A 5,210-nucleotide genomic window follows, 5' to 3' on the forward strand; every position below is an offset into this window, starting at 1 on the left:
GTCTGCTCGGCAATCGAGCGAATGGTGTCCAGGATCGTGTTGATGTTCTTGCTGTCCTGCTCCAGCGCCTGCATGGTCTGGGTCGACTGCTGCAATTCCTCACTCAGCTTCAGCACGCTGCCGGTGGCTTCGCCGATGTGATGCTGGCCGTCGTGAACGTCGCGATAACCCGTGTCGGCGCTGACGGCGGCCTGGCTGCAGGAGCGGGCGACTTCGTTGGCGGTGGCGACCATTTCGTTGAACGCGGTGCTCACCAGTTCCACGGCCTGGCGCTGGCGCCCGGCGGCTTCGTTCATGTTCTGGGCCACGTCGCTGGTATCGGCGGCGGCATTCTGCAGGTCGGAGGAGGCGCTGCCGATGCGTTGTACCAACTGCGCGATCATGCCCAGGAACTGGTTGAACCAGCTCGCCAGGGTCGCGGTTTCGTCCTTGCCTTGCACGGCCAGCTGACGGGTGAGGTCGCCTTCGCCTTCGGCGATTTCCTGCAGGCCGTTGGCAACGCCACGAATCGGCCGGACGATGACGCTGGCGAAGCTGGCGCCGACAATGGCGAAGACCACGGCCAGGGCGGCGGCAATGACGGCGATCAACCAGGTCAGGCTCGAGGCGCCGGCCATCACTTCATCGCGCTTGATCAGGCCAATGAAGCGCCAGCCCAGGCTCTTGGAGGTGACGATGTTGGCCATGTACGGCACGCCATCGATCTCGATCTGCGTGGCGCCATCGCTGCTCTTGGCCAGTGCGGCATAGTTCGGGCCGAGATCGGCCAGCGGCTTGAAGTTGTGCTTGGCATCGGCCGGGTCCACCAGGACGTTGCCGCTGGCTTCCACCAGCATCAGGTAGCCGCTGTCACCGAGCTTGATGTTCTTGACCAGCTCAGTCAGTTGCTTGAGCGACACGTCCAGCCCGACCACGCCCACCAGTTTGCCGGCGGCATCGTTGACGGTGTGCACGATGCCGATCAACGACACATCATCCGGCGCCCAGTAATAGGCGTCGGTCTTCACGGTGGTGCCTGGCGCGGCGATGGCGGCCTTGTACCAAGGGCGGGCACGCGGGTCGTAATTGGAGATTTTCGGATCATCCGGCCAACTGGCATAGCCACCGTCCGCGAGGCCGACGGACAGGTAGGCGGTGGTTGGATGGCTCTTGGCGAACCGGTCGAAAATATCCAGGATCTGTTTGTTGGTTTCGGGCAGAGGTGTTTGCGCAGCGTCAGCGCCGGAGTAGTTCTTCAGGTCCTTGGCCGCGACGATCCGCGGGTCCTTGGCGAAGAATTCGACGTTTTGCATGATGCCGTCGAAGAACTGCTTCATGCCGTTGTCGATCTGGCGGATTTCGCGACCGCTGCTGTCCAGGAAGTTGGCTTGTGCCGCATCGCGCAGGTTCAATACCACGAGCACCGCCACCAGGATCACCGGCACGCAGGCAATGGCCGCGAACGCCCATGTCAGCTTCTGTTTGATATTCATGACTTCTCCCGCAGGTATTTATCGGTATTGGAACGGCGGAAACATTAGCGGTGAGCGTTGCGAACTCTGGAAGGGAAAGCGCCCATGCCTACCCATAGTCTATCGACCAAGGTCGTATTCCCTTGAGGTAGCCATTTGTCGGAGGTCGTTATCGCTGACAGTGATGTCGCGCAGACGATGGTCGCCTGGGTGGTTAATCGCGAAGATGGCATCGTTCGGGCAGTTCGCCCGGCTCCGGTCCAGATCGCCTTCCTGTCTCACGAGGCCCCATGCCAAGCGCATTCGAAAGCGTACTCAAGAACAAGAACATGGCCTATCGGCCCCAGGGCGCTGCGTCGCCCGGCCAGGCGCCAGTCCGTGTCGCGTTTGTGCTGATGGACAATTTTTCGATGATGTCCTTCACCGGCGCGGTGGACGCGCTGGTCACTGCCAACCTGATGAGCGACATGCCGCTTTATGACGTGCTGACGGTCGGTGCGTCGGGCGGGCAGGTGACGAGTGACCTGGGCATCGTCATTTCGGCCGATGTCGAGCTGGCGCAACTGCCGGACAACCTGGATGTGCTGATTGTCGCCGGCGGCTTTCGCGTCAAGCTGCAAGGCACGCCGTTGTTGCGGCGCAAGTTGCGCGCCAACGCCACCTCCGGCGCTTTGTTGGGTGGGCTGTGGAACGGCGTGTTCTTTCTCGCCGACGCGAACCTGCTCGATGGCTTCGAGTGCGCGGTCCATCCGGAAAGTCGCGCGACCATGGCCGAGATGTTCCCCCTCGTGAAGGTCTCCAGCCGGGCGTATGTCGTGGACCGCGAGCGCGTCAGTTGCGCGGGCGCCAACAGTTCGCTGCGCATGATGCTGCAGTTGATTCGCCGCACGGGTGGGGAAGCGCTGGTGGGGGCAATCGAGGAGATTTTGCGCTGCGACGAGTCGGGCGACGACGCCAGCGACCTGCCGCCAATCTTCGTCGAGACCGATCCGACGTTGCCGCAAAGCCTCAAGCTGGCGCTGGAATTGATGTGGCAGAACGTCGAGGAACCGTTGACGATCGATGAGTTGGCGGCGTGCGTCAAGGTGTCCAAGCGTCAACTGGAGCGGCGGTTCTGTCGGTTTCTCGGTGCGACCCCGACGCGGTATTACCTGGAATTGCGCCTGACCCGTGCACGCCAGTTGATCCAGCAGACCAATCGATCAGTCACGGAAATCGCCGTTGCCACGGGCTTTGTCAGCTCCCCGCATTTCCAGCGACGTTTCCGGGATTTTTTCGGTGTTCCGCCCGGCAGCTATCGTTCGGCGTTCGGGCGAAAACACGTATCGCAATGAGCCCTATCAGGCCGTGCGCATCCGCTGGACGACGTACAGGACGATACAGCCCGTGGCACACAGCCAGATGATGGAGCCAAAAGCGGCGGCTATGAGGGAAAAGTCGGAATCCAGTTCGATCATCCCCGGGACGGCGTAGACGAACCAAAGCAGTGAGATCAAAACGTAGCCCAGCGACGACATCAGCAGTTCGAATATCTTTCTAGCGTGCATCAGGATTCCCCGCCCGCCGATCAAGGCGGGTGTTCAAGCGATCGGTCAGGTTGGCTTTTTTTCTGTCTGGGCAGAAATAAAAGGAGTCATCAAGCAGTGAGTGACGAGCCGCAAGGCCTGGCAAATCAACTGCGGGACATCCAATGTCCGAGAGCTTCAGGAACTCATTCTGCAATCGCCTTCGCGGCTACGAATGGTAGCGCTGAAGGCCTGCGATTAGATTCAGCTCTTGTCGTCCAATAAATCTTCGGTCGGCAATTCTTCTGTTTGCGAGGCGGTCAAGGTCGTGCCCTTGCACAGCACCTTTCCCACTTCGTCGGCGATCGAACCGTCTATGATCCGGCCTTGCATCTGGTCGAACTCGGCTTTTTCAACGCCTTCGACGCTGTTGTACATGCCCATGTGACGGACATTCCGGTTGGCGCAATCAAGTTCAAGCCTGGTGTAATTCGTGAAATAGGCACCGGTTCTTCTTACCGTTGCCTGGACAGCCGAACCCGCTTCGACGAACGAGACGATGGCGTATTCGGCATTCGAATCATCGTAGTTGTACTGGATCGGCTGTACGTCTGCTGTCGCTGGGCAAGCCGCGAGGACGACGACCAGAGAAATAACCCTTTTCATTCTTTTCTTCCGTGAAATGGCTACGACAGAGGATGATGGCCAAGTGAAATCATTTTGCTTGGCTTGTCGGAGCGAGTCAACATTGCAATATGATTGCAATGTTGACCGTTGGTCGGACTCCGACGAATTTGCGGAACTTTAAGCTTTTGCGTCAGGCGACGCAATGCGAGGAATGTAGTCGAACAAAAAGGCAATGACAATTGCGCCAGCGGAAATCAGGAAGAGGAATGCATGGTGCCCTCCACTTGCGTTGAACAGCGCGGAATAGGCGAAACCGGCTACCGCCTGGAACGTGGCGAATGACACCGTTGCGCGGCTCCAGGCCACCTGTTGGCGGTGATGGTCTGGCACCAGTTCATGCACCCGCGCCAGGGCCAGCGGCACGATACCCGGCGGAAACGAACCGATCAGCACCGCCAGCAACGCCAGCGCCAGGAATGTCTGCGAGATGGCCAGCAAACCCAGGGCAACGGCCTGCACGGCGAGCACCAGGCGAATGCTTCGGCGCGCGCCCAGATGATCCGCGAGAAAGCCATAACTCACGGGCCCGATAATCGCGCCGACGCCGTACATCACCCAGACCAGCGCACCGACATGAGCACCGGCCTTTAGGCCTCGGGTCACGTAATCCACCAGGAATACCATCGCCGGCACCAACCCGGCCGCCATGAAAGCGTATTGAGCGAACAGCAGATAGACGGCTCGGGGCGTGGTGTCTTCCGGGGCGCTGTGTTTCGCGGCGGCCACGTGTGGGAGATCCTGCGGCCAACCGAACCAGCTCAGCCCGGTCAGCACCAGCGACAGCACGCCGAGCCCCAGCCAGGTGGCCTCAAGGCCCAGGCTCAACAAGGGCGGCACGATTGTCCCGGAGCCCGCGATACCCAGCCCGATCCCGAGGAAAATCGCGCCGCTGGCCAACCCTCTGCGCGCGGCGGGCACATGGGGCAGCACGGTCGCCGCCACCAGCACCATGATCGCGCCACCGGCAATTCCCGACAGCAGCCGCCAGGCGAAATACCATGTCACCGACAGCGGGAAGGCGCAGGCGAAAAACGCAGCGGTAACTGCCAGCATCATCAACCGCAGCGCATTTTTGTGGGTCAACCGCCGAGCCATGGGCCGACCGAGCAGTGCGCCGATCAGGTAGCCCACGAGATTGGCCGCGCCGAGGTAGACGACGTCGCCTGCGCTGAACCAATGCGCCTCGATCAGCGATGGAATCAAGGGGGTATAGGCGAATCGCGCCAAGCCGATACTGACGAGGCTGGCGCAGAGACCGGCGAATATCGGCAGCCAGATGCCGCTTGGAGGTGAATCGAGCGCTGCGGATGATGTACGCATGATGGCGATCCCGTGAGTGGTTTATGGCGCCCAGCATATCGGCTATCGTTGTTGCGTTTATGCAGCGATTACGCGGCACAGCGATGCAGTTATGCATCACCGGAGGACGGATGAATTGGGATGACGCACGGGTGTTCCTGGCGGTCTGTCGAGAGTCGACCTTGCGTGGCGCCGCACGGGTATTGGGGGTGGACCAGGCCACTGTCGGACGGCGTATCGTGGCGCTGGAGAAATCCCTGAGCGCGGC

General features: G+C 60.7%; 6 protein-coding genes. 2 read left to right on the forward strand and 4 right to left on the reverse strand.

What is annotated here, in order from left to right; genetic code table 11:
* On the reverse strand, positions 1 to 1,472 hold a 1,472-nt coding region (locus OC610_RS20625; protein ID WP_264430311.1), incomplete at its 3' end, for a methyl-accepting chemotaxis protein.
* Between the two features lie 269 nt (positions 1,473 to 1,741).
* On the opposite strand from OC610_RS20625, the gene OC610_RS20630 reads away from it, so the two are divergent.
* On the forward strand, positions 1,742 to 2,785 hold the full coding sequence (locus OC610_RS20630; protein ID WP_264430312.1) for a GlxA family transcriptional regulator: 1,044 nt from the start codon (positions 1,742 to 1,744) through the stop codon (positions 2,783 to 2,785).
* 6 nt (positions 2,786 to 2,791) lie between these two features.
* Here the strand turns inward: OC610_RS20630 and OC610_RS20635 are convergent, their stop codons facing one another.
* The 3 genes from OC610_RS20635 to OC610_RS20645 all read right to left on the reverse strand — a co-directional run bounded on the left by OC610_RS20635 (position 2,792) and on the right by OC610_RS20645 (position 4,963).
* Positions 2,792 to 2,998, reverse strand: coding sequence for a hypothetical protein (locus OC610_RS20635; protein WP_264430314.1), 207 nt, complete (start codon positions 2,996 to 2,998; stop codon positions 2,792 to 2,794).
* Positions 2,999 to 3,220: 222 nt separating this feature from the next.
* Positions 3,221 to 3,622 (reverse strand): hypothetical protein, encoded by a 402-nt coding sequence (locus OC610_RS20640; RefSeq protein WP_264430316.1) that lies wholly within the window; start codon positions 3,620 to 3,622, stop codon positions 3,221 to 3,223.
* A gap of 138 nt (positions 3,623 to 3,760) precedes the next feature.
* Positions 3,761 to 4,963 (reverse strand): MFS transporter, encoded by a 1,203-nt coding sequence (locus tag OC610_RS20645; protein ID WP_264430317.1) that lies wholly within the window; start codon positions 4,961 to 4,963, stop codon positions 3,761 to 3,763.
* 110 nt (positions 4,964 to 5,073) lie between these two features.
* Here OC610_RS20645 and OC610_RS20650 point away from each other — a divergent pair.
* On the forward strand, positions 5,074 to 5,210 hold a 137-nt coding region (locus OC610_RS20650), incomplete at its 3' end, for a LysR family transcriptional regulator (protein ID WP_264430319.1).

Source organism: Pseudomonas agronomica (assembly GCF_025917275.1).
Classification (GTDB): domain Bacteria; phylum Pseudomonadota; class Gammaproteobacteria; order Pseudomonadales; family Pseudomonadaceae; genus Aquipseudomonas; species Aquipseudomonas agronomica.

Coding starts and splice junctions, on each gene's coding strand:
- OC610_RS20630 (WP_264430312.1), top strand. CDS start 1,742: ATGCCAAGCGCATTCGAAAGCGTACTCAAGAACAAGAACATGGCCTAT.
- OC610_RS20635 (WP_264430314.1), bottom strand. CDS start 2,998: ATGCACGCTAGAAAGATATTCGAACTGCTGATGTCGTCGCTGGGCTAC.
- OC610_RS20640 (WP_264430316.1), bottom strand. CDS start 3,622: ATGAAAAGGGTTATTTCTCTGGTCGTCGTCCTCGCGGCTTGCCCAGCG.
- OC610_RS20645 (WP_264430317.1), bottom strand. CDS start 4,963: ATGCGTACATCATCCGCAGCGCTCGATTCACCTCCAAGCGGCATCTGG.